Source organism: Pseudomonas sp. MWU13-2105 (assembly GCF_023242315.1).
GTDB lineage: Bacteria > Pseudomonadota > Gammaproteobacteria > Pseudomonadales > Pseudomonadaceae > Aquipseudomonas.
Window position 1 is genome coordinate 37,828 of sequence record NZ_JALLIY010000005.1, and the last position, 22,086, is coordinate 59,913.

The following is a 22,086-nucleotide window of genomic DNA, read 5'->3' on the forward strand; positions in this document are numbered from 1 at the left end:
CCTTTGAGCCTGCGAGTCGACCGCTCCGTCCCTATAATACTGCACTACTAATGGATCAATGTGGTCAGCAACCTGACGACTTGTTATTGCTCCGCAATCAACACAAGGTCGCCCTTGCACAGAAGCCCTCTGATCTGCTCCTGGGCCAGCGTCTGGAGGACGAGCGTAGGGAATCGTTATGTTAGGGTTGGGGGTGAAATCCTCTCCGGGTACGCCCGATTTTGCCCCGCTCCCTCCTTTCCCCCCACCCAGAAGCCCCCTATCCCTAAGCCAATACCTGGGCTGAGTCCTGGGTCGACCTTAATCGTCTCATCCCCAAGGTCCTCTTGCTCCTGAACAGGAAGGTGCTCACCCAACTCTTTTCTTAATTCATGGTCTACGTCTTCTTGTGGGGTGTGATGTCCTTGCGCGTTGTACTTCTCCCCAGCCCCGCCAATCATGCTTCCCGTAGCAGCATCGCCACCCGCCAAAGACGCAGAAAGCAGCCCGATAATCTGGGCAGTCGCAATCTTGCCGCCCTGGTTGGTGACGGCACCGGTGGTGGTGACTGTCAGGGCAGTACCGCTGGACAGATTGCCGCTGCTGTTGTCGAGACTGCCGGCATTGACACTCAGGCTGCCGTCACTGGCGATCAGGCCCTGGAGGTTGGCCAGGGCGCCGTCCAAGGTAATGACCAAAGCCGATTTGCCGCTGAGCGTACCGCCGCTGTTGTCCAGGCTGCTGCCATTGAGTGTTGTGGTACCCGCCTTGCCGAGTAATTGGCCGCCATTGCGGTTGGTGACGGCGGCGACGCTCACATGCAGATCGTTGTCGGCCAGGACCTTGCCGTTGTCGTCATTGTTGAGCTGCTGGCCCACCAGGGTCACAGCCTGGGTGCTGGACAGCTCGCCGCCACGGTTATCGATTTGGCCGACCTTGAGGGTGGTGCCTTTGACGCCCCCGATCAGACCGGCGTGTGTATTGTCGAGGTTGTCACCACTGAGGTTCAGATTGCCTTGACTGACCAGTACGCCCGCCTGATTGCCAAAGGTCCGGACCGTCGCGACAAGATCGCCCTTGCTGGAGATCGTGCCGACGCCGTTCTCAAGGTTATCGACCGTCAGGTTGAGCGTGCCATCAGTGCTGAGCTGGCCGTTACTGTTGAGCAGATGGCCCAAGGTCGCCGTAAGCGCGGTCGAGCTGTTGATCAGGCCACCCAGGCCGTTGAGCGCCGTATCAACGGTCAGGTTCAGCTGGTCAGCGCTGAGGACCCGACCTTTGTTCTGGTTGTCGAGCGTCCCTGCGGTGACAGTGGCTTGCCGCTGCCCGCTCAAGGTACCGCCCTGGTTGCCCAGGGTTTGCGTGACGGTGACGCTCAAGTCGCGACTGGCGATAACGCTCTGGCCGGTGTTGCTGAAGTTCTGCGCCGTGACGCTGATATCACCCGTGCTGTTGCGCGTGTTGTCGGCGTTGACCCCGGCCTCGATGATGCCGTGGTTGGTCAACTGGCCGCCGCTGCCGAGGGTGATATTGTCCCTGGCCGCCAGGTTGTTCTGGCTATTCAGGTCACCCGTGGTCAGCACGCTCAAGCTGCTGCCGGCGTAGACCGGACCTTGGGCATCCAGGCTGGCGGCCTTCACATTGACGGCGCCACTGCCGGTGGCCTGGACCATGCTCAGTTGGCCGTTGGCATCGAGCTGGATATCACCGCCGCTGGCCGCCAGATTGCCGGCCAGTTTTACCCCGACCCCGGCTTCGGTACCCACCAGCTTGATGGCGCCGGCGTACATGCCACCCAGTGCAGAGGAGTCGATGGCCACTTGTGGCTTGGTGCTGCCGTCGTCGGCACGCGCCGTGGCGCTGAGCGTGCGGGCGTCGACATCGTTACGCCCGGCGATAACGGTCAGTTGCTTGGCATTGATCTGCGCATTGATGGTCGCGGCACGGGTGATGATTTCGAACTGGTCGATATTGCTGGCGTTGAGACCGGCGCCGTCGATGGACACGCTGCCCTGGTCAACCTGATAACCCGTGACCTGACCGTTGGTAATCACTGCCTTGCCGGTGGTCAGCGTCGCTTGCGGGGTGTTGATAAAGCCACAGCCGTTACAACTGATGCCATACGGGTTGGCCACGATCACATGGGCTGACTGCCCCGCCACCTCGGTGTAGCCGCGCAACTGGCTCGGACTGCCACCATTCACTTCGTTGAGAATGACGTTGGCCGCAACACCATTGAAATTCGGGTTGCCGAGAATGATCCCGCCCAGTTGAGTGGACTGGGTTCTATTCGTTGAGTTGTTGAGGATGACCCCGTTGGCCCCGACGTTGTAGTCGCTGAACTGGTTGTGCGACAGCCCCTGGGCATTCGGCGCGGCGATATTGACGATGGGCACGCCATTACCCGCTTGACCGAGCGTCGTCCCCGGCGCGTTGACCACGATCCCATCCGCCTGGGCCAGCAACGGTTGCCAGAACATCGCGTTCGCCAGAATGAACGCCAACCCGCGCTTGGGCAGGCCAAGGAAGTGCTCACGGTTTTTCAGGGCAGCAGAAGGCTGGCGAGCCAGGAAGGCAAACTGACGAACGTCCATGTCGGGATCTCAATGCAACGGAGGCGCGACAGGCGCCCGCAAGATAGCGTTATGCCATCAACCGGCGGCGATACTATGGCGCTATTTCAGTGGCGTCAATTTGTCCAGCATGAAATATATTCAAAATGTTTCATGACTTTTTTCGACCCGGAAAGGCCAGTTCAGAAGATGTTGCGGTAATTCGTTGATAAGTATCGAATCCGACACCAAACTACGCCGGCCTCTCGCCCGCACTTGGGCACGAGACGCCGCTATTGCTTCCGTCGAGACCTCCCCGCATGTCCACACTTGAAATCATTGCTGTCCTGGTCAATGTCCTCGGCGTCTGGCTGACCGCCCGGCGCATCCGCTGGTGCTGGCCGGTCAGCGTCGTTGCGGTGCTGCTCTACGCCTGGATTTTCTACGACGCCAAGCTGTATTCCGATACCTTGCTGCAAGGCGTCTTCGCCGTGTTGCAGGGGTATGGCTGGTGGCGCTGGAGCCAGGGCGGGCTGAGCGAGGGCAAGGTCCATGTCGCCCGATTGTCCTTGCGCGAAGGCCTGCTTGGCCTGCTTGGCGGAGCCCTGGGCGCGGCGCTGCTGGGGGCCCTGATGGTGCGGTTTACCGATGCGGCAGTGCCTTGGGTCGACGCCGCGCTCACCACCTTCAGCCTGGTGGCCAGCGTCTGGGCGGCACGCAAGTATGTCGCCAGCTGGTGGCTGTGGATCGTGCTGGACGTGATCTACGTCGGCCTGTTCCTGTTCAAGGACCTGCAACTGACGGCAGCGCTGTACGCCGGCTTCGTGGTGCTGGCGATCTATGGACTGCGGGCCTGGCGGCAAGATCTGAAATGCCAGGAACAACAGCCATTTCCGCGAGCCGGCGGACTCTAGTCGATCACGATGGCGACACGGCATCCGGGGACAAGCGCCTGAGCCCCGCCATCACAGGGCCTCAGCACACTGGACAACACATTTCCGATCTGCCGCCGCCGCCCTCAAGTTATTTGTGTCAACGTCGATACACTCCTGTACATAGAATAATTATCTTGCCTCAGGAGGTTCCATGACAGGGATATCGTCGATCAGCGCCTTGACGCTGAGCCCTTCCCAGCTTGTTGGTAATCTGCCGGCGGGCGTACAGCCTGCCGAAGCGACCGCGGCCATTTCCGCGCCCGCCTCCAGCGTGATTCTCGGCCAGACCAATGTGGTCGAAATCAACACCTACAATGCCCGCGGAGCCTTGCCTGACGCCGCGCCGACGCCCGTCTGGGAAAGAACTCCACTGGACAGGGTGTCGTTCACGATGGGCGGCAACCTCGCCAGCAAGTCCAACTCCGCCCGTTTTGCCGGCCTGGGTGCGGCGCTGCTGATGCAGCTGGCCGACACTAAAAAGGACATCTCGCAAACGGTGGTCCAGTCGACCGGCCTCAAGCCGCTCAACGCCGCCGAGGTTGCCGCCGCGCAAACCAGGCTGCACAGCAGCAATGCCGACAGCACGATCAGCCTGACCATCAAGACCGCCAGCGGTAAAACCGTGACCTTGAGCATGGCGAACCAGGACAGTGGAATGGCCGTGCAGGCCCAAGTGGAAGGCGGCGACCTCACGGATGAAGAGAGCGCGGCCCTGGCCAAGATGGCCAACGGTTTCCAGACCGCGATCGACGGTTTGACCGCCGAGACGCCCCAGCTGAAGCTGGATGCCCTGACCCAGTTCGACTCGAAGGTATTTTCGTCGGTCGACCTGAGCACCAAGCTCAAACTCGATGACAAGAACGTCCAGACCCTGGAGTTCCAATCCGATGGCCAGCAACGCTCGGTACGCATGAGTGGGCCTTCGGGCGATCTGCAAATGTCCGTGGACTTGAAGAACCAGGCGATTGTCGGCAATGCCACTCAACAGGCCAAGGCGATCCAGAGCTACCTCAAGCAGATCGATGCCGCCACCGCCCGGGGTAACGCTGACCGCGATTTGATGTCGATGTTCAAGGATGCGTTCTCCACCCTCAACAGCAACTATGCCGCGACCCGCACGGCAAGTACGCCGGCGACCGTCGACCCACTTGCACCCAGCGCTCTCGACCGCAACCTGTTGACCGGCCTGGCGGACTTCTCCGCGTCGGTGACGCAGATACCCCAGGCAAGCAACCCGATGCGTCCCAGCGAACGGGATACCTTCGCTTATAACCTGTCCCAAACCACTCGACTCAAGGGCCGCGATCCGCAGAACCGTTCCATCGAGCAGGACCAGCGATCGGACCTGAACGCCAGCTACCACAGGGCGCTGTACGCGGGCCAGAAGCTGAAGCTGACCAACCACGCGGACTCGCAGAACTATCTGTTCTATCGGGTCAACGACACAGCCAGCAGCCAAACCAATATCGGTTATGAAAAGGGTGAGTTGACCCAAGCGTCGGTGAGCCAGTCGGCCAGCCAATCGACGCAGATTTCCAAATACGTGATGGGCCATCTGATAGAGCAGAAAACGCTCCCCGTCAGCTCCTCGAAAACCCAGAGTTTCCTGGATGTGCTGGAACGCGCGCTGCACCCGGACAGCACGGACAAGACGCCATCGGGCGCTGCGCGCTTGAAGGAAATCCTGGCCGGCCTGCAGGACAAGATACTGCTGGATTCGTACCCGACAAAACTCAACAGCTGACCCTGGGGGTCAGCCTTACCCCAGTCACATGGGCAACAGGGCGGGGCTCTATCCGCCCTGTTGCCATGAATTTACCCGCGATATTCCTGACTCCCTCCTCGCTCGTCACCGTAGTAGCGGCCATGCTCACGCCCGCCACCGTGTCCGCCATCGTGCCAGTAAGGCCAACAGCCCCCCAGCAGAAGGGCGCCAGAAAGTACCAGGATCCATAGGCTCGTGCGTTTCATGTGATCGTTCTCCAGTGCAACGGATTAGCGGCTGCTCTCATTGCCATGGGCAAGTGTGGTTGGCACAGCAAAATCCCTGAATGCCGGGTAAAGAACGATGACACGCCACCGGCAGTTCGTCGGTTCGCTGCCGCGCTTAGTGGTAAGGTTGCAGACATAGATGCCGCCCCCTGATCCGGATAGACGAATATGAAAAACTTCGCATTCAAAGCGGCCATGCCCGCCATGTTGATGCTGGCCGTCCTCAGTGCCTCCTTCTCGACACAGACGATGGCCGCGAGCAGCTCCGACGCCGTCTCACAGGTGGCCGCCCGTCACGCCAAGAAATACGAAGACCTGGTAGAAAAGCGGATCAACGAACTGCACACCAAACTGAAGATCAGCGACAAGCAGTCCGCCCAGTGGGAGGCCTATGCGAAAACCATGCGTGACAATGCCCATGCCACCGATAAGGCCTACCTGGATCAGGCGCAGAAGCTGCCCTCGTTGAATGCCGATGACGCGATGCAGTCCTATGCCAGGCTGGCCCAGATGCACGCGGACAATCTGCGCAAGCTTGCCACCTCATTCAGCGTGCTGTACGGCACACTTTCGGCCGATCAGAAAAAGACCGCCGATAAACTGTTTCGCAGTGAGCGCGGGGAGCGGCACGAAGTCGCGGACAGATTTCATTGATCCAGTGCGGTGCGTTGTGCGCTACCGAACAGACGTGAGTCGGTAGCGATGCCTGATCCGATCAAAGCCCCGATTCAACGAGCGGTTGGGGTCACGGTCAGGTCCAGCCATTCACGCAGGAACTCGATCAGCGCCTGCACCGGCCGCGACCTCTGGCGATGCTGCGGGTAGACCGCCGATAACATCAGCGGCTCAGGGCAGAAGTCATCCAGCACCGATACCAGCCGCCCATCCTTCAAGGCCGAAGCGACAATGAAGGTCGGCAGATAGGTAATGCCCATGCCCGCGACGGCTGCGTCCTTGAGCAACTCGCCATTGTTGACCCGCATCCTTCCCGTGACATTGATGATCAATGGCTTGCCCTGCCCGGCGAAACGCCATTGCACCTGCCGGCCGTGGCCGTAAGGCAGGCAGTCATGACCCTGCAAATCCTCGGGCCTGGCCGGGGTGCCGCGCTCAGCCAGATAGGACGGGCTGGCGCAATACACCCGCGGGATGGAAGCGATGCGTCGAGCGATCAGCGTCGAATCTTCCAGCACCCCGATGCGCAACGCCAGGTCGTAGCCCTCCCCCAGCAGATCGACCGGACGGTCGCTGAGATCAACTTCAACCGTGACATCGCCATAGCGTTGCAAGAATGCCGGCAACACTTCGCCCAAGTGCGCCATGGCAAACGACAGCGGTGCACTCAAGCGAATGGTGCCACGGGGCTCGACGGTCTGGCCGGCGATGCCCTGCTCCACTTGCTCGACTTCACCTAGCAGACGCAAAGCCGACTCGTAATAACTCTGCCCCAGAGGCGTCATGTCCAGCCGCCGGGTCGAACGATTGATCAGCCGCACGCCCAGGCGCTCCTCCAGTTGCATCAGCCGGCGGCTGACAAACTGCTTGGACAGGCCCAACTGATCCGCCGCCGCGGTAAAGCTGCCGGAGTCCATGACCTGGCAAAAAATACGCATGTCTTCGAACGGGTTCATTGTCACTCTCTGGTTGACAGTCAACACGTTATAGCGGCTTTTCTGCTTTCTGACAGCCCATTTATCGGCGCCCGTGCCGCCGGCGCCGCACGGTTTCGTTGACCCAGCCCGATGCGTCGGTGACGCCTAAGAGGATGTGATGTTCAGGGGCTCTGACATGTACTGACTGATTCGCGAACGCAGCCAGCGCTCCGCCGGGTCGTTGTCGTGAACGCCGCTCCAGGCCATCGACAGTTGCGCCGCCTCGATGGGAAAAGGCGGTTCTTGCGCCCTCAAGGCACAGCCTTCAACCAATGCGCAAGCCGCGTAGTCGGGCACCGTGGCGATCATTTCGGTCCCGGCGAGCATCGCTCGCAAGCCACTGAACTGCGGAACCCCCAGCACCACGCGGCGGGTACGACCGACCTTGGCCAGGTCAAGGTCGATATTGCCGCTCAGGTCGCCGGAAAACGACACCATGGCGTGGGGCCGCTGACAGTATTCATCGAGCGTCAATTCACCAGGCCGATCGTCACCGCGCAACACCTTGCAGGCAATATCGCGCAGCTTCCGACGCTTGGCATTGGCCGGCAATTCGGTGGTGTAACTGACCCCGACGGAGATCTCCCCGGATGCCAGCAAGGACGGCATCAGCAGATAATTGGCCCGGCGCACCACCACAACGATCCCCGGCGCCTCCTTCTGCAGTTGCCCCAACAAAGGCGGAAACAAACCGAACTCGGCATCGTCCGAAAGACCGATGCGAAACACCTCGCAGCTCGTCGCCGGATCAAACGCCTTGGCCCGGCTGACAGCACCCGAGATGGTGTCCATTGCCGGTTGCAGCTCCTTGAGAATCGCCAACGCCCGCGCCGTCGGCTCCATCCCGCGACCGTTGCGCAACAGCAGCGGGTCGTCGAACAAATCCCGCAGGCGTCCCAGCGCGGCACTCACCGCCGGTTGTCCCATGAACAGTTTTTCTGCCACGCGGGTCAGGTTCTTTTCGAACATCAGGGCCTCGAAAATCACCAGCAGATTCATGTCGACGCGGCGCAGGTCGCTACGGTTCATCAGCACACTCCCATGGGCAAAGCGATCCTGAAGGACCGTCACATGCACCCCATGTTGCACTTGAACACGCCCGTCACAATTGCAGCGGTGTGCTGTCCTGGTGGTGTTTCGGCCCCTCGCCAGATGAAGGAATTAACAACGTTTAACTCGCGCGCCAGTGCCCCGCGACCAAGAATGAAGCCCTCTGTGCAGACCAGTTTTCTAAGGCGGGAAGCTGTTGGCCCAGCATGCAGTACGCCAGCGCATCCCCACCAATACGGATATATGCCATGGCCCACATTCAGTACAACGCCAGCCACGCAGCAACCACTGAAACGCGCAAAGCCACCGTGGGAGGCCTCTCTCCCTGGCGGGAAAGCCTGGTCAAGAAGCTGATCCACGACGGTCTCAGTGAAACACTGGAAGTGACCGAGCTGGCTCGGGCCTGCGCCCTGTCCCGCAGTCATTTCTCCAGGGCCTTCAAGTGCAGCACCGGCCTGTCGCCGCAGGACTGGATTCGGCGCCAGCGTATCGAACGGGCCAAGCAACTGATCCAGGACACCGACCTGACGTTGACTCAAATCAGCCTGGAATGCGGGTTCTGCGATCAGTCGCACTTCTGCCACATCTTCACCCGCAGCGAAGGCATCAACCCGTTTGCCTGGCGCTGCCGAACGGTCAGCTCCGCCCCGCTCAGCAGCAAAAGATCGTCCATGCGTGCGGCCGAACCCGCGACTGCAATCAGCCGTTGAGAAACGCCAGCAGATCCCCGGGTGCTTGGCTGATTCAAAGCGCCGGATGGCGCATGCGTTCGGCCAGGCGTGCCACCCTCTCACCCAGGCGCGCGGCAGTGCAGCGGTCTTCGGGAGGTGGCGCATGCTCGGGAGACTGTTCGACATTCGACTGGGCCATGGCCCCCAGGGAACTGCCCAGGCGATTCAATTGCCCATCGAACACGCCAGTGCTGGAGCGCGCCGGCAGCAGGTCGAGACCGACCCAGATCATCGAATGCTGGGCCGCGAAGACGGCCATCTGCAGCAAGGTGTTGAGCTTGTCGCCGCACAGGCTGCCGGAATTGGTGAACCCGGCAGCGAGTTTATCGCGCCAGGGCTGGGCCAGGTAGAACGACGCGGTGGCCTCCATAAACCGCTTGAAGGACGCCGAGGCGCTGCCCATGTAGGTCGGGGCACCAAAGATGATCGCATCGGCCTGGTGCAGGCGCTCCCAATGTTCGTCCACTTCCTCGACCGGAATCAGCCAGCAGACACTGCCCGAATGCCGCTCCACCCCCTGGGCCACCGCTTCGGCCATGACCCGGGTGTGGCCATAGCCACTGTGATAGACCACCACCACATTGCTCATTCCGGCGTCCTCCAGACGTGTTGATCCTTTTTGTTGCAAGAAGGCCGAGGCGTTCCGTTGAACTTGAAGAATTGGATTTTTGGGCGTAGACCGGATACAGGACGAGTTAAACGTTGTTAATTTTCCAGGGTGCGTGAAAAGCCACGACCCCGCTGCTGGCTAGCGCAGGCCCCGTAAACAGGGCGCCTGTCGGTGGTGACGGGATGACGCTCCGCCGTAGGTCAACGCGCCACCACATTGCGCTGGCGAAAAAACCTGGGAACATGTCCGGATACCGCGTGAGAGGAGGATTCAGGCCCGGGTGCCGGGTCCTTATCTACCCTCTGCCACCAGAAGCAGCAGGGCCGACCATCTGAGAAACAGCAGGAGTGAACCGTTGACCCTTTCCCCCGCGCAGGCCGTGCACTTCGGCCCCTACCGGATCTACCCTGGACAACGCCTGGTCATGGAGGGCGAGCAACCCCTGCGCCTGGGTCGACGCGCCATGGACATTCTGTTGATCCTGCTGGAGCACGCCGGGAATGTGGTCAGCAAGCAGCAACTGATCGCCCGGGTCTGGCCCAAAAGCGTGGTCGAAGACACCAACCTGCGGGTGCACATGGCCGCCCTGCGCAAGGCCCTCGGTGACGGCCAGGCCGGCCAGCGCTACATCGTCACCGTCGCTCAACGGGGCTACAGCTTTGTCGCGCCGTTCTCTGTCGAGTCCATCGGAGCAAGCCCGGAAAGCGACTCAGCCGAGCCGAGCGCTCATAACCTCCCGGTGCGGCGCACCCGCATGATCGGGCGCCAGGCGCTGGTGGAGAGCGTCGTGACGCAACTGGCCAACCAACGTTTCATCACCCTGGTCGGCCCCGGCGGCATCGGCAAGACCACGGTGGCCCTGCGCGTCGCCGAACAATTGATCGGTCACTACCAGGACGGCATCCGGCTGCTGGACCTGGCGCCGATCAATGACCCACTGATGATCAACGCGCATCTGGCGACGCTGCTGGGCCTGGCCCTGCACGACGATGAACCGATGAGCTGCCTGGCCACGTTTCTGCGCGGACGGCGGATGCTGCTGGTCATCGACAACTGCGAACATGTGATCGAGGCCATTGCACTGCTCTGCGAGAGCATCCTGCGTAGCGCGCCACACGTGCATATCCTGGCCACCAGCCGGGAGAGCCTGCGAGCCGAAGGGGAAATCGTGCAGCGCCTCGAATCGCTGGACTGCCCACCACCCATCGCCGTGCTGGACCGCACCCAGGCCCTGGGCTTTTCGGCCCTGCAATTGTTCGTCGAGCGGGCGATGGCCAGCCACGACCATTTCGAATTGAGCGATGCCGAACTGCCCCTGGCGATTGAAATCTGTCGGCGCCTGGACGGCATTCCATTGGCGCTCGAACTGGCTGCGGCGCAGGTCGCCAACCTCGGGCTCGATGGATTGCTGACACAACTGCAAGGCAGCTTTCGCCTGCTGACCCAAGGCTCCCAGGCGACGCTGGGCCGTCATCAGACCTTGCGTGCAACACTGGACTGGAGCTTCGAGCTGCTCACCCCCTGCGAGCAGGCCTGCCTGCGCCGGCTGGGGGTATTCAGGGGCGGTTTTACCCTGGAGTCGGCGGCGGCGGTGATCGTGGGCGAATACATCGAATCCAAGGTGGTTTTTGCCTCGATCACACAACTGGTGGCCAAGTCCTTGTTGAACGTGGAGGTCGGCGACGAAGAGGTATTTTATCGCCTGCTGGACACCACCCGCAGCTATGCGCTGGAAAAACTCGACCAGGCCGCTGAAACTCTGGCGACCCGCGAGCGCCACGCCGAGCGTTGCCTGGCCCTGATGCATCAGGCCCAGGAGGACTGGGAGCAAACCCCCTCCGAGCTGTGGATCGAGCGTTACGCCAGAAGCCTGGAAGACATCCGCGCGGCGCTCGACTGGGGCTTGAATGCCCACGGCCCGCAGCTGTTGGCAATCCGACTGACCGCGGCCTCCACGCCACTGTGGCAGGAACTGTCACTGTTAAAGGAACACGGTACCTCCGTGCGTAAAGCCCTGGCGCTGCTTGCCAGCACAGACGAGCCGTGCCCGCGTTTGAGCATGGCCCTCAAGCTGGCCCTCGGCAGCTCCTGCTATCACGCCCAGGGCGGCAGCACAGAAACGGTCGAAGCCTTCGTGCATGCCAGGGCTCTGGCCGAACAGTGCAACGATGTGGTCGGCCAGCTCAAGGCGGTGTCCGGGCACATGGCGGTCAACCTCAGTTGCGGCAACTACCGACAGGCCCTGGAGCAAAGCCAGCAGTTCGACCAACTGGGACTACACGGCGAAGCGCATGCCGCGATGTCCCTCAGCACCCACCGCCTGCGGGTGCTGGCCCTGCACTTTGCCGGCGATCAGCGGCAGGCGCGCGAGAATGCCGAGCAAGTCATCCAGCGCATGGCCCAGAGCGGGCACCTCAACCGTTTCACCTGCGGCTTCGGCGTGCAATACGACCAGAGCGTCGCCGCCCTGACGATCCTGGCGCGGATCCTCTGGTTGCAAGGCCATCCGGAAAAAGCCTGGCACACGGCTCGCCAAGCCCTGGACATCGCGATCCAGATCGATCACGGCACGTCCATCTGCTATACCCTGGCGCTGTCCGGCTGTCTGATCGCCCACTACAACGGCGACACCAGGACCGCCAGCGAACGCCTGCAACTGCTGCTGGAGCAGGCACAGAAGCATTCGGTCCTGCTGTTCTACACCTGGGCCAGGCACTATGCCCTGGTGATAGAGGGCGCCGAACGGAATACCCCACCGCCACCCAGCAGCGGCTTGATCAAGGAAATCATGGTGACGCTGGACCCCAGCTGCATCGATGACACCTTGCTGGAACGGGCCGAAGCCGGCACGGCGGGCTGGAGCACGGCGGAAATCCTGCGGGCCAGGGCCGATACGCTGCTGACGGCAAACTGCGCGAGCGAGGCCGAGACGGTTTTGCTCAAGGCATTGGCCGTGGCAAAAGCCCAAGGTGCCCTGGCCTGGGAGTTGCGCAGTGCCACCTCACTGGCACAGCTTTGGCAGCGCCAGGGGCACTACCAGCAAGCTCATGAGTTGCTCGCGCCGATCTACGCCCGGTTCACCGAAGGCTTTGCCACGCCGGATCTAACCAAAGTCCGGCAGTTGCTCGACGAGCTGCAGCGACACCGGGCCGCTTGACACCCAACGCGCCCGACTGAAATAGCGCGCATAACGTGTTTCAAACACCCGCAGCAACCCGCTGTGCTCAAGCTTTTCCAGGGCAAAGGTGCGGGTGGTGTTGAGAAGCCGGTAACGCGTCATACCATTCCCCTGCTCCACCGACAGCAGCGATTTGCGCGCCAGTCGCTCCACCACGTCCTCCAGACTGGTGGGGCGCAGCACCACACAACTGATGACGCCGATGGCCACCTCCAGCGTAACGGCCATTTTGAACACCGCCAGCCCCAGCAGCACGGTTTGCTCCAACGGGCTGAGCCGCTGATAGCTCCACTCCAGGGCGGATTTGAGGGTTTGATGCCGTGGAACGGCGGTGCGCCGACCTTGCGTCAGCAGTTGCAGGCAGTTGCCCAACTGGGCTTGCAGCCCCACCAGTGCCAGCGCATCGATCTGCGCCGCGGCCAGCTCGATGGCCAACGGCAAACCGTCGAGTCGACGGCAGATTTCGCGCACGACCTTGAGGTCCCGTTCGCGCAAGGTAAAGGCTGGCTGACAGGCCCGGGCCCGGCTGACAAACAGCTGCACTGCCGAATAGCCCATGACTTCCGCCACACTGTGCAACGCCGACGCGGGCGGCACGGCCAGGGGCGGCACAGGCTGCACGGTTTCTGCCAATGCCCGGAGCGGTTCGCGGCTGGTGACCAGGATCGACAGCCGTGGCGACGACACCAGCAATGCCTCGACCAGGGTTCGACAGCCTTCGAGCAGATGCTCGCAATTATCGAACACCAGCAAGGCATGCCATGGCATCAGGGCGTCCAGCCCCCCGTCCAGTTCAAGGGTGTGTAGCAGGTGCTCGATAAGCCGCGCCGGATCGTCGATGAGCGACAGATCAATGAGCCAGACACCGTCGCGGTAGTGCTGCAACAACAGTTCAGCGACACGCAAGGCCAGCGTGCTCTTGCCGATGCCGGCGGGGCCAACCAGGGTCATGAAACGGCGAACGGGCAACTGCCGGACCACACTGCCGACCATCGAGTCTCGACCGGTGACCGATGTCAGTCGCGCGGGCAAGTTATGCCGTTGCTTGTGCAGGCTGTCGATCGCCATCGGCGTGCCCCGCGCAAACCGCTGCACCGGGGCGATGAAGACATAACCGCGCTGGGGGATGTTGACGATGTAGCGTTGTCCCTCCTGGCCGTCACCCAGGGCCCGACGCAGGGCGGCGATGTGCACCCGCAGATTGATTTCCTCAACCACCGAGGTGGGCCAGACAAGCGCAATAAGTTCGTCCTTGCCGACCACCTTGCCGGCGCGCTCGACCAGCACCTGCAAAATATCCAGTGCCCGCCCGCCCATGCGCAGCGGCCGTTCACCGTCCAGAATCAATCTTTGCCCCAGGTGGAACACATAGGGACCGAAGCCCAACGGCGCATCGCTATTTAAATCTCTGAGGCTGTTCATGCACGCTCACATGCTGAAAACCTGGCCCGGCCCAAGGTACTGCCTCTTCCATTGCGCCCGTCTATCCAGGTTCCCGCAGCTCCATGGCTAAAAGTTCATGGATATCTTGGCAGGCATGGGTGACGGTACAACCGCCATGGGGGGAGCGTCACGGCCATCGCGGTGCGTGGAACGGACAAGAACGCTCTAGCTGGACTGTTCGCGGTACTGGGTGGGGGTCAAGCCCAGTTTTTCACTGAACAGAAAACGCATGTGCCGCACGCTGCCGAAGCCGCATTTGTAGGCCACGGTCTTGAGCGGCAAGTCGCTGGTTTCCAACAGGCGCCTGGCGCAGTCGATACGCGCGTTTTGCAGAAACGCCATCGGCGTCATGTGCACTTCCCGGGCAAATATCCGGGCGAAATGCCGTGCACTCATATTCGCCAGGCTGGCCATGCGTTCGACGCTGAAAACTTCATCGAGGTGTTCAAGCAGATGATTCTGCACCCGGGTCACCGGGGTTTCCTGCGGCGCCACCGCAGCCGTCAACGGACTGAACTGCGCCTGTCCGCCCTGGCGCTTCATCACCACCAGCAACACCTTGGCCACGTCCTGGGCGACTTTCTTGCCATGATCCTGGGCGACCACCGCCAGTGCCAGGTCAATGCCAGCGGTGACGCCGCCAGAGGTGATCAGGTTGCGGTCCTGGACGTAAATCTGGTCGATCTCCACCGTCGCCTTGGGGAAACCCTTGATCAACCGTTCCGTATAGTGCCAATGAGTAGTGACGCGATAGCCATCCAGTAGACCCGCGTTCCCCAGCACGAACGCCCCCGTGCAAATCGAGCCATAGACGGTTGCCCGGCGCACAGCGTTCTGGAGCCAGGCGAGCAGCGGCGGATGTTTTTCGTTGTAGGCCCCGGGGCCCCCAGGTACCAGCAACAGGTCATAGTCCCCGCACGCCTGGTCGATATGCAAGTCGGCCTGGACCCGGACACCGTTGGAAGCGCGCAGCGCACCGTGCTCGGTGCCGATCATCGACAGCTGATAGTGCTCGTCCGGGTCCAGATAACGATTGGCGATGGAAAACACCTCCATGGGCCCAGCCATGTCGAGCAGAAGAAAGTCCGGGAACAGCACCATTGCCACTGTTTTCATGGGTTGGAAATCACTGATATCAAAGAAATGGAAGCGTCACATCGTTGTTCAACAGTATGAGCAAGCGTAGCGCGATCATCGACTAAGAATACGTGATTCACGCCACACAATTGTCAACCTGAGCGAGACAGTATTTCAGTTTTCACCTACTTATTGCACTCAAAGGTAAACATTAACCTTCTCCTCACTCGGACGAATACACGTCCCCAAAGGAGATCTCATCATGCTGACCCTTCGCAAAGCTTCTGAGCGTGGCGCGGCCAATCACGGTTGGTTGAAGTCGTACCACACCTTTTCCTTCGCCAACTACCGCAACCCGCGGGAGCAGGGTTTTTCCGACCTGCTGGTGATCAACGACGACCGGGTGGCCGCCGGCAAGGGGTTCGGCCAACACCCACATCGGGACATGGAGATTTTCTCCTATGTGCTCGAAGGCGCCCTGGAACACAAGGACACCCTCGGCACCGGTTCGGTGATCCGCCCTGGCGATGTGCAATTGATGAGCGCCGGCAGCGGTGTGGCGCATAGCGAGTACAACCACTCGGCAAACCGGCCGGTGCACTTCCTGCAAATCTGGATCGTGCCGGACGTCGGCGGCGCCAAGCCGCGTTATCAGCAAGAGCACTTCAGTACCCAGAAAAAACGCGGCCGGCTGCAACTGATCATCTCGCCTGACGGGGCCAACGGCTCGCTCAGCGTGCGTCAGGATGCACGGGTTTATGCCGCGCTGATTGACGGCAAGGAAAGCGCCAGCCTGGAGTTGGCCGCCAACCGCTACGCCTATGTGCACGTGGCTCGGGGCAATGTCGAACTCAACGGCATGTCGTTGCAGGAAGGCGATGGCGTGCGGGTTCGGGATGAACAGCTGCTGACCTTGAGCAACGGCGTGGATGCCGAGGTGCTGGTGTTCGATCTGCGGCCTCAGGAACTGCCGCAGATGCCGTGAGTGTAGCGGGCCCGGGGCCTATACCCCGGGCTTCACTCATTTTGCCTATCGTTCACAGCCCTTGGCTCGCCCACTCCCTCATGGCCTGGGCAAACAATCTGAGCGTCGTCACCAGGACTCACGCTCGACGAGCGGGCACGCAACCCGGTGGGTCGTGGGGTCGTCCCGACGTTGAATCACGTGCTCGGCAGCACGACGCCCCATCTCGTAGTACGGTAGTTGCACAGTACTCAGCGGCGGATAGAACAACTCGGCCACCCCGATCATGTTGTCGTAACCAAGGACCGCCACGTCCTCTGGAATGCGCAGGCCACGGCTGAGCAGGTATTGATAGGCGACCAGCGCAATGCGGTCGTTGCCACAGATAAGCAGGTCAAACGCCGGCTTGCCATCCGGGCCGCGCAATTGCTGTTCCAGCGCGACCATTGTTTCCTGATAAGCATCGTCGGTCGACAGGTTGTATTGGGCAATATCGTCCAACGACAGGCGGACCTCGGCGAGGGCGCGAACCAACCCGCGCTGACGCCACTCCCAGGCCAGGCTGCTTTGCGGCAGGCTGATGCACAGCGGACGCCGGTAGCCGCGCTTCAAGGCGTTTTTTACCGCCTGATACTGACCCTCTTCATCGTCCGGTATGTAGCATGCAACGCCGGGTTGCGAACTGATGCAGTTGCTCAGCACCAGGGGCAGGCTGCGCAGTACCTGGGGAATTTCGACGGTGCGTAACTGCATGGCGCTGAAGATGATTCCGTCGGGTTGATGCGACAGCATCAGATCGATGGTTTGCTGGTTCGGCGGTGCTTCGAACACGTTGAGGATGAAAACGTTCCAGCCGTTTTCCCGTGCCGTGCGCTCCATTGACAGGAGCATTTCCACGGCGAAGGGCGTTGTCGCGGTATCAAGCGCGAAGACGCCAATGGTCTTGCCACTGGAGTGACCACCACGGATCTTGCGAGCGGAAAGGCTGGGGACATAACCCAGGGTCTCAATCGCTTGACGAACTTTCGCCAGGGTTTCCTGGTTCAGTTTTTCCGGGGTGTTGAGTGCCCTGGAAACGGTCATGAAGGAAACCCCCGCCAGCCGTGCGACATCTTTAACTGAAGCCATTCGCGGGTGCCATTGCTTGTCAGGCTGGTCATCATGTCATGCTTGGTAAATGCATAACAGCACCATGCCCAGCGGCTGATGGCATCAATGGCACATCCGTTGGCATCAGAGCTTGAGATCGGCGAGATTCCAGACAGCAGTCTCCCCGAACCGCCCAGCCCCATTGACCGCGAATGCACTGACGGCGAGGCTGTCGGGCCGTGGATAAATACGACTGGTAAGGCTATAGGTGCCGTCGTCGACGAACACCTCGATGGACGAACGATCCAGAAAGACCCGCAGGGCGATCTGCTGCTGCCCCGGTGCCACCGGTACGCTACGAACACCGCTTACGCCTGCGCCCGAGCATTGCCTGTCGAGCACCAAGCGTCGAGCCATGGCATCGAAGTACAGCAATGTGCGTTCTTGCTGGTCTTCACTGCAACGCAGCGCCAGACCAAAGCGCTCAGCGGTACTACCCGCGAGGTCCAGTTCGAATTCAAGTTCCAGCAGTGCACCGCGTACATCGAGTGAGCAACTGCGTGATTCGATCACGCCGATCTGCAAAGTTCGTTTGGCTTGCCGTAGCGCTTTCAGTTCTCGGGCCGGACGCATGCGCAACCGTTCGCCGTCGCGACTCAACTCACGCGGCAACGAAAGCGCGCCACACCAGTGTTGCGCCTGGCTCGGCATCGGGCTGTCCCACATATCCATCCACGCCCAAAGCAAACGTCGCCCGTCTGGCGCCAGCAGTGTCTGCGCAGCATAAAAATCGTGACCGTGATCGAGCTCGTACAGCTTGCCGCACTCGCTCAAGTGCCCGCAGTCATCCAATTGGCCCAGCCGGTAGCTGTTCTGGAACTTGTTCCAGTTATCGTAGCCGTTGGGTTTCAAACCTTGCGGCGAATAGAGAAAGACGTCGCACCCGCCGAGCTCGAACAGGTCCGGACATTCCCACATGTAGCCGTCTGACTCGCGCACACCTTTCAGGGCGCAGCCCAGGTATTGCCAGTGGTGCAGGTCCTCGGAGCGATAGAGCAGCAGTTGCGGGTCATCTCCCTGGCGCGCCCCCAGGGCCATCCACCATTGCTCGCCTTGTCGCCAGACCTTGGGGTCACGGAAATGCATGATGTCCGGATCCGGTGCCGCCTCGATCACTGGCCCGTGTTTCGTGAACGAGAGGCCATCTGTGCTACTGGCCAGGCATTGGACCTGGCGAATGTTCTGGTCATCACCCGAAGCGCCCAACCAGGTGTGCCCGGTGTAGATCAGATAAAGCCGGTCATCCATGACCACCGCCGATCCTGAAAAACACCCGTCCCGATCGTAGTTATCACTGGGCGCCAAGGCGATGGGCAGATGCTCCCAATGCACCAGGTCGCGGCTCTTGGCGTGCCCCCAGTACATCGGGCCCCAGTGCGCAGAGTATGGGTGATGCTGGTAGAACACATGGTATTCACCGCGAAAATGGACCAACCCGTTCGGATCATTCATCCATCCCGCCGGAGGCGATAGGTGATAGCCGAGGCGATAGTCATCGCCGCGTTCGGGTATTTTTCTTTCGATGGCGCGATGCGCTTCATCCAGCAGTGCAGCGTGCATGGCTTGATCCTTACTAGGGTTCGTAACGAGTGGCGGATTGAACAATGGCAGGAAGCTCCAGCGGTTCGACAACCTTGGCTGGAGAAGATGTGCCGACAGGATCGGAGCGCAACAAGGTCCATGACAGCAGCAGGCAACCGCCGACCAGGCCAGCCATCAGCACGTAAACGCTCGAGAAACCGACATGGTCGTAGCCGTAGCCCACCAGCGGCGAAAGCAGCATCGCGGTCAATTGCTGGGCGAACTGGAATCCCACCAGATAGATCGAGGCGGACAGCCGCGAATCGAAGTTAATCGATATGTACTTGAATACCGAAACCAGGAGGATGGGCACTTCCAACGCATGCAACATCTTGCAGGCGGCGATGCTCCAGGCCTGCGTTGCCAGCCCGGAGCCAAGAATCCGGACGAACATGATGCTGCCCGCCAGAATCAGTCCGTATTTGGCGCCTGTACGGCTGACCAGCCATGGCGCGAACAACATCAATACCGCCTCAAGCAGCACCTGCGATGAATTCAGGTAGCCATAAGCACGGGTGCCCTGCTCCGGGGTCGGGAAGAAAGAGGAGAAATACACCGGAAACTGTTGTTCGTAGATCATGTAGATCCCGCACACACCGGTCAGGTACAAGCTGAATGCCCAAAAACGCGGCAGTCTCAGCAACTTCCACAGATCGTGCAGGCGCACGGGCTTCGCTGCCCCCTCGCCGGCTTGCACCCGGGGTTGACCGAAGCGGCTCAAATCCAGCCTGGAGAGGATCAACAAGAATGCAACGCCGGCAGCGCTGCTCAGGTAAAACGCGATGTCCGGGTCAATGTTGAAGACCACGCCAACCACGCCCGTCGCGCTGGCCCAGCCCAGCGACCCCCACATTCTGGTGGTCCCGAACTCAAGGTCCGCATGACGCGACAATCGCTCCGTATAGGACTCGATCACGCCCACGCCCGCGAGCATGGCCAAGGCCAGAAAAGCCGCGCCGACCACCGCCCCCAACACCACGTTCTGAGCCAGCAGATGGGCATATACGTAAATCGCAAACGGGGCCGACGCACAGAGCAGGAGGCCGATCCACACCAGCAGTTTTTTCGACAGGCCAAGCCGATCCTGAAGCGCGCCATAGAACGGCTGAATCAGCAGCGCCGCAATGGCGTTGGCCGCGAAAACAAAGCCGATTTCCGTGCCATTCAGGCCGATGACTCGATGCAGCCAGATCGAGAACAGCGAGTAGCTGGATGACCACGAGAAGAAGAAAAAATACAGCAAACCACTGATGAGCCAGTACTCACGTTTCATTGAAATCGGCATCGAACAGTCCTCTTGTTTTTATTTTAGTTAACGTTAACATCGCAACACATTACGCGTCCTGGACGGGCTCGTTGTCAAGTGGGTTGAGTGCAACTGCCGGTGATATCGCGATGAGCAAGCTGGGCAAAAGCCGCGCTACCGGCGGCTCCAGGAGCACTTGCGGTCTCTGGCAAAGGCCTGTTGGACCAGGGACAAGGACTCGTCTGAAAGGTGTGTAGTGCCCCAATACAAAAACAAGAGGGTCAGCATGCGTAATACGCCGCTTCTGGGTATCTTTGCCCTGCTTTTTTCAACCACCAACCTGCTTGCCGAACCGGCCTTGACCGTTGAGGAGCGTCTCGCTCAGTTGGAGGCCAGGACCGCCACCGCCGAGAAGCGAGCGGCGGCGGCTGAAACCGATGCTGTCCAATTGCACAGGGAGGTCGAGCGCCTCAAGAGTCAGCTCGCCGTCAATGCCGCGTCACCTACACCAGCACAATTGCCTCTAGGCGAGAGAGTCGCCCGGATTGAAACACGCCAGCAGTCCATGGAGCAGCGCACCTCCACCCTCGCCTCCTCAGTTGATTCGATCCAGGACGTCACGCAAGGTTTCTCCTTTAGCGCGTATGCCCGTTCCGGGATGATGAGCGATGGCCGAGGCGCCGGTCGGGGTGGCCCCAACATCACCCCTGCCGGGTCGATTGGTGGGTCGGTTGGGCGGCTTGGCAATGAGGTGGACACCTACGCAGAGGCGAAACTCTCGAAACAAAGCCAAGCCGACAACGGCACGCGCTCCAAGTACCTGTTTGAGATCGCAGACGGCGTGGAAACACCCAACGATTGGACCGCAGCGCAAAGCTCGCTCAATGTGCGCCAGTCCTATGCCGAACTCAGCCATCTGGCGTCATTCCAGAATACGCCCATGTTGCGCGACGCGACCTTATGGGCCGGCAAGCGCTTTGATCGAGACAATTACGACATCCATTGGCTCGACCGGGGCATTGTGTTCCTGGCCGGGACCGGCGGTGGGATCTACGACGTACGCCTTGCCGATGACTGGCGGATCAATGCCTCCCTGATGAGCCGTTCCTACGGCGATTTCGGCACGGAGGAAAACAAGGACATCAGGAGCTATGTCGCGACCCTCAACCAGTTTTTCGATGATGGTCGCTGGCAGCTCATGCTCAATGGCATTGCTTCAAGGCAGAACGACGCCAAGCTGATGGCGGGCGGCACCCGGCTGAATGCATCGGGATTCAGCCCTGCCGAAAGCGGCTCGCATGGCATGTTCGCCTACCATCGGCCAGACTTTTTTGGTCGTGAAGGCTATTTCAAAGCGGCGTTGCTGTACGGCAAAGGGCTGGGAGCGGAGGTCAACAACATTGGCGCCGATGGCGACTTGCTTGAACAGGCCCAGACGTTGCGGCTGGCACTCTATGGCCATACTCGCCTGAATGACGATTGGCGTATCGCGCCGGCCCTGATTGCCGAGCATAGCCAGGATCGCTATGTCCCCGGCGACGACTATCGCTACTTGACGCTCAACGTGCGATTGGCCAATGAACTGAGCCGCAACTTCGAAATGCAATATGAGCTGAGCTGGCAGACCATGGACTTGGATGCGCGGGGTTATGCCGGCCGCCATACAGCCGACGGCGACTATTGGAAATTCACGTTGGCGCCCACCTTCAAGCTGCAAACCGGCGACTTCTTCACGCGCCCTGAGTTGCGCCTGTTCGCCACCTATATGAACTGGTCCAGGAGCCTCGATAACTTCAGCTCAACCGATGATTTCGGCCAGAAGGGCTTCAGGTCTGGAGGCGTCTGGCAACTGGGGGTGCAAATGGAAACCTGGTTCTAGCGGTGCCGCCATGGGAAGCTGAAGTAGACATTTAAGCCGGCCCGATCTGCTGGCTTCTCCGGCAGATC

Annotated in this window: 16 protein-coding genes; 7 read left to right on the forward strand and 9 right to left on the reverse strand. The window is 60.7% G+C overall.

Going from position 1 to position 22,086, the window contains the following annotated elements:
* Positions 1 to 176: 176 nt before the first annotated feature.
* Positions 177 to 2,573, reverse strand: a complete 2,397-nt coding sequence (locus tag M5B96_RS08310; protein ID WP_318654830.1) for a filamentous hemagglutinin N-terminal domain-containing protein — start codon at positions 2,571 to 2,573, stop codon at positions 177 to 179.
* Positions 2,574 to 2,851: 278 nt separating this feature from the next.
* Between M5B96_RS08310 and pnuC the strand changes: the two genes are divergently transcribed.
* The 3 genes from pnuC (at position 2,852) to M5B96_RS08325 (ending at position 6,112) form a co-directional block, all read left to right on the forward strand.
* Positions 2,852 to 3,445, forward strand: coding sequence for a nicotinamide riboside transporter PnuC (gene pnuC, locus M5B96_RS08315; protein ID WP_248796204.1), 594 nt, complete (start codon positions 2,852 to 2,854; stop codon positions 3,443 to 3,445).
* A 172-nt stretch (positions 3,446 to 3,617) separates the two neighbouring features.
* The gene (locus tag M5B96_RS08320; RefSeq protein ID WP_248796205.1) at positions 3,618 to 5,210 is read left to right on the forward strand and encodes a lactate dehydrogenase; all 1,593 of its coding nucleotides are present in this window, start codon (positions 3,618 to 3,620) and stop codon (positions 5,208 to 5,210) included.
* A 416-nt stretch (positions 5,211 to 5,626) separates the two neighbouring features.
* Positions 5,627 to 6,112, forward strand: a complete 486-nt coding sequence (locus tag M5B96_RS08325) for a Spy/CpxP family protein refolding chaperone (protein ID WP_248796206.1) — start codon at positions 5,627 to 5,629, stop codon at positions 6,110 to 6,112.
* A 74-nt stretch (positions 6,113 to 6,186) separates the two neighbouring features.
* Here the strand turns inward: M5B96_RS08325 and M5B96_RS08330 are convergent, their stop codons facing one another.
* On the reverse strand, positions 6,187 to 7,089 hold the full coding sequence (locus M5B96_RS08330; RefSeq protein ID WP_248796207.1) for a LysR family transcriptional regulator: 903 nt from the start codon (positions 7,087 to 7,089) through the stop codon (positions 6,187 to 6,189).
* Between the two features lie 126 nt (positions 7,090 to 7,215).
* The gene (locus M5B96_RS08335) at positions 7,216 to 8,139 is read right to left on the reverse strand and encodes a LysR substrate-binding domain-containing protein (protein WP_248796208.1); all 924 of its coding nucleotides are present in this window, start codon (positions 8,137 to 8,139) and stop codon (positions 7,216 to 7,218) included.
* Positions 8,140 to 8,408: 269 nt separating this feature from the next.
* On the opposite strand from M5B96_RS08335, the gene M5B96_RS08340 reads away from it, so the two are divergent.
* Positions 8,409 to 8,870, forward strand: a complete 462-nt coding sequence (locus M5B96_RS08340) for a helix-turn-helix domain-containing protein (RefSeq protein WP_248796209.1) — start codon at positions 8,409 to 8,411, stop codon at positions 8,868 to 8,870.
* 34 nt (positions 8,871 to 8,904) lie between these two features.
* Here the strand turns inward: M5B96_RS08340 and M5B96_RS08345 are convergent, their stop codons facing one another.
* Positions 8,905 to 9,480 carry a flavodoxin family protein gene (locus M5B96_RS08345; protein ID WP_248796210.1) on the reverse strand — a complete coding sequence of 192 codons (576 nt, stop codon included), beginning with the start codon at positions 9,478 to 9,480 and terminating at the stop codon, positions 8,905 to 8,907.
* 376 nt (positions 9,481 to 9,856) lie between these two features.
* On the opposite strand from M5B96_RS08345, the gene M5B96_RS08350 reads away from it, so the two are divergent.
* Positions 9,857 to 12,658, forward strand: coding sequence for an ATP-binding protein (locus tag M5B96_RS08350; RefSeq protein ID WP_248796211.1), 2,802 nt, complete (start codon positions 9,857 to 9,859; stop codon positions 12,656 to 12,658).
* On the opposite strand, the gene M5B96_RS08355 is transcribed toward M5B96_RS08350, so the two are convergent.
* On the reverse strand, positions 12,605 to 14,101 hold the full coding sequence (locus M5B96_RS08355) for an ATP-binding protein (protein WP_248796212.1): 1,497 nt from the start codon (positions 14,099 to 14,101) through the stop codon (positions 12,605 to 12,607). The genes M5B96_RS08350 and M5B96_RS08355 overlap by 54 nt on opposite strands.
* A 186-nt stretch (positions 14,102 to 14,287) precedes the next feature.
* A complete protein-coding gene (locus tag M5B96_RS08360; RefSeq protein ID WP_248796213.1) occupies positions 14,288 to 15,238 on the reverse strand; it encodes a GlxA family transcriptional regulator in 951 nt (316 codons plus the stop codon).
* 223 nt (positions 15,239 to 15,461) lie between these two features.
* Here M5B96_RS08360 and M5B96_RS08365 point away from each other — a divergent pair, with 223 nt between their 5' ends.
* A complete protein-coding gene (locus M5B96_RS08365) occupies positions 15,462 to 16,184 on the forward strand; it encodes a pirin family protein (protein ID WP_248796214.1) in 723 nt (240 codons plus the stop codon).
* Between the two features lie 108 nt (positions 16,185 to 16,292).
* On the opposite strand, the gene M5B96_RS08370 is transcribed toward M5B96_RS08365, so the two are convergent.
* The 3 genes from M5B96_RS08370 to M5B96_RS08380 form a co-directional block, all read right to left on the reverse strand.
* Positions 16,293 to 17,291, reverse strand: coding sequence for a LacI family DNA-binding transcriptional regulator (locus M5B96_RS08370; protein ID WP_248796215.1), 999 nt, complete (start codon positions 17,289 to 17,291; stop codon positions 16,293 to 16,295).
* 105 nt (positions 17,292 to 17,396) lie between these two features.
* On the reverse strand, positions 17,397 to 18,872 hold the full coding sequence (locus M5B96_RS08375; protein ID WP_248796216.1) for a glycoside hydrolase family 32 protein: 1,476 nt from the start codon (positions 18,870 to 18,872) through the stop codon (positions 17,397 to 17,399).
* Between the two features lie 13 nt (positions 18,873 to 18,885).
* Entirely contained in the window at positions 18,886 to 20,178 is a 1,293-nt protein-coding gene (locus M5B96_RS08380; protein ID WP_248796217.1) for an MFS transporter, read from the reverse strand.
* 247 nt (positions 20,179 to 20,425) lie between these two features.
* On the opposite strand from M5B96_RS08380, the gene M5B96_RS08385 reads away from it, so the two are divergent.
* Positions 20,426 to 22,018, forward strand: coding sequence for a carbohydrate porin (locus M5B96_RS08385; protein ID WP_248796218.1), 1,593 nt, complete (start codon positions 20,426 to 20,428; stop codon positions 22,016 to 22,018).
* Positions 22,019 to 22,086 lie beyond the last annotated feature (68 nt).

What these genes read in the sequence shown, in the direction of transcription:
- M5B96_RS08310 (WP_318654830.1), bottom strand. Translation starts at nt 2,573, where the DNA reads ATGGACGTTCGTCAGTTTGCCTTCCTGGCTCGCCAGCCTTCTGCTGCC.
- pnuC (WP_248796204.1), top strand. Translation starts at nt 2,852, where the DNA reads ATGTCCACACTTGAAATCATTGCTGTCCTGGTCAATGTCCTCGGCGTC.
- M5B96_RS08320 (WP_248796205.1), top strand. Translation starts at nt 3,618, where the DNA reads ATGACAGGGATATCGTCGATCAGCGCCTTGACGCTGAGCCCTTCCCAG.
- M5B96_RS08325 (WP_248796206.1), top strand. Translation starts at nt 5,627, where the DNA reads ATGAAAAACTTCGCATTCAAAGCGGCCATGCCCGCCATGTTGATGCTG.
- M5B96_RS08330 (WP_248796207.1), bottom strand. Translation starts at nt 7,089, where the DNA reads ATGAACCCGTTCGAAGACATGCGTATTTTTTGCCAGGTCATGGACTCC.
- M5B96_RS08335 (WP_248796208.1), bottom strand. Translation starts at nt 8,139, where the DNA reads ATGAACCGTAGCGACCTGCGCCGCGTCGACATGAATCTGCTGGTGATT.
- M5B96_RS08340 (WP_248796209.1), top strand. Translation starts at nt 8,409, where the DNA reads ATGGCCCACATTCAGTACAACGCCAGCCACGCAGCAACCACTGAAACG.
- M5B96_RS08345 (WP_248796210.1), bottom strand. Translation starts at nt 9,480, where the DNA reads ATGAGCAATGTGGTGGTGGTCTATCACAGTGGCTATGGCCACACCCGG.
- M5B96_RS08355 (WP_248796212.1), bottom strand. Translation starts at nt 14,101, where the DNA reads ATGAACAGCCTCAGAGATTTAAATAGCGATGCGCCGTTGGGCTTCGGT.
- M5B96_RS08360 (WP_248796213.1), bottom strand. Translation starts at nt 15,238, where the DNA reads ATGAAAACAGTGGCAATGGTGCTGTTCCCGGACTTTCTTCTGCTCGAC.
- M5B96_RS08365 (WP_248796214.1), top strand. Translation starts at nt 15,462, where the DNA reads ATGCTGACCCTTCGCAAAGCTTCTGAGCGTGGCGCGGCCAATCACGGT.
- M5B96_RS08370 (WP_248796215.1), bottom strand. Translation starts at nt 17,291, where the DNA reads ATGGCTTCAGTTAAAGATGTCGCACGGCTGGCGGGGGTTTCCTTCATG.
- M5B96_RS08375 (WP_248796216.1), bottom strand. Translation starts at nt 18,872, where the DNA reads ATGCACGCTGCACTGCTGGATGAAGCGCATCGCGCCATCGAAAGAAAA.
- M5B96_RS08380 (WP_248796217.1), bottom strand. Translation starts at nt 20,178, where the DNA reads ATGCCGATTTCAATGAAACGTGAGTACTGGCTCATCAGTGGTTTGCTG.
- M5B96_RS08385 (WP_248796218.1), top strand. Translation starts at nt 20,426, where the DNA reads ATGCGTAATACGCCGCTTCTGGGTATCTTTGCCCTGCTTTTTTCAACC.